Raw genomic sequence first — 1,982 nt, 5'->3', positions numbered from 1 at the left:
CGTTGGTCACAGTAAATACGTAGCTGATTGTATCGATGCCCGCATCACTACAACCGCTCTGGTTGTTGTCGTTGAGGGTCCCATCTTTTACGATAGCAATTACTGGGCTCTGGCACAAGGTTGTTGTAGTTGTCGTATCTGTCAATATGGTATCGCCAGAAAGATCGTCCACTACAGTACCGTCTGGCGCTGTACCTTCGGCGGTAGCTTGGTTATTTACTTCTCCCGCATCAATATCATCCTGAGTAATATTGTAAGTACCATTATACAACCATGTCTCATCAACGTCAAGTTCATTATCGCCATCTGTGTCACCACTAATAGGTCCTGGCACATTTCCTCCTAACAATTGGTCGGTCACGGTAATACTTGATAGGCTAACATTTCCTTCGTTTGTTACAAAGAAGGTGTAGTCAATCATTTCTCCTGGCTGGCTACAGTCTCCCCCGTCATCATAACTGGCTTCTTTCACAATAGCGATAGCTGGGCTCTGGCATACATCGGTAACCGTTGGGTCGTCCTCAGTGGTCAAGCTTTCATCGGAAAGATCGCTTACTGTAGTTCCGTCTTCATCAGTTCCTTCAACAGTTGCCTGGTTTGTTACGTTTCCTAAATCAATATCATCTTGTGTGAGTGCATAGTCCGCTGTGTACGTCCAAGACTCATCTGTATCCAACAAACCGTTTCCGTTGGTATCACCATCAACAAAAGTAATGGCAACCACGGGGTTAGGGGCTTCTAATAATGGATCTGTTACCGTAATATTATCTAAAGGAACATTTCCTTCATTAGTAACCGTAAAGGTATATCGGATCACCTCGTCAACATCGGCACAAGCATCGCCATTTCCATCAATAAACACGCCTGATTTCACAATAGCAATTGCTGGAGCTGGAGTTTCTTCAATTAAGATATATACCGTTGCCTGATCTGTAGCCACTGGGCTTCCGTTGTCAAAGATTTCATATACAAATCTGTCGTTACCCGTAAATCCTGCTGCTGGTGTGTAGGTGAATGAACCATCTACGTTCACCATTACGGTACCATTGAATGGTCCCTCTACAGGTGTTGTTCCAACATCAAGGGTTTGGTTATTACCTTCTGGGTCACTGTCGTTATCCAAAACATTTCCTGTAACTGGTGTATCGATTTCACCATAATAGGCATCATCATTGGCCACAGTAATATTTCCTGGGTCCCCAATTACATATATAGTTACAATAGCGGTATCACACAGTGCGGGTGTTGCACTATCGCAAATAGTATATTCAAAAGTATCAATTCCTTCAAATCCTGGATTTGGTGTGTACGTGTAATCCCCATTAGGAGCTACAGTTACTGTTCCGTTTGTTGGATCTGTATTTGCGGTTACCGAAATAGTATCGCCAGTATCAGGATCGAAATCGTTTACCAATACGTTTCCATCTACAGGAATATCAATTTCAGTAATATTTACGTCGTTGATTGCCACTGGTGGATCGTTACCGATAATTGGATCGTCTACGATTGTAATCGTCACATTTGCCGTATCACATGCTACTGGGTTTCCACCGTCACAAATTTGATATACAAAGGTATCGTCTCCAACATAGTCGTTCGCTGGAGTATAATCATAAGTACCATCTGGATTGAAAGTTAATGTACCTCCTGCTGTTGGACCACTTACTAGTGTAAATACTTCTGTTCCTGCCGGGCCATCATAGTTCTCGTCATTGGTTGCTACACTTCCACTTACCGGAAGATTTACAAACGTGTCGTTAATATCGTCTACTGCTAAGATTTCATTTCCTGGCTCTGCTATTGAAATATATACTGTCGCTATATCTCTTGCCTGAGTTGCATTGTCATCGAATATCTCGTATACAAAACTGTCAGTTCCCGTAAATCCAGCTCCCGGTGTGTAGGTGAATGAACCATCTGCGTTCAATACTACCGTTCCGTTACTTGGACCGTTGCTAGGGCTTATTGCAACATCTACAGTT

The 1,982-nt window shown here is 42.9% G+C and carries 1 protein-coding gene; it reads right to left on the bottom strand.

Annotated elements, in window-relative coordinates:
* Nucleotides 1-1,982 (bottom strand): Ig-like domain-containing protein (locus tag C8D94_RS15350; protein ID WP_170134775.1); only part of this gene is annotated, 1,982 nt, incomplete at both ends.

Source organism: Marinirhabdus gelatinilytica, assembly GCF_003353425.1.
Taxonomy (GTDB): domain Bacteria; phylum Bacteroidota; class Bacteroidia; order Flavobacteriales; family Flavobacteriaceae; genus Marinirhabdus; species Marinirhabdus gelatinilytica.
This window is presented reverse-complemented; position numbering and strand designations above follow the sequence as displayed.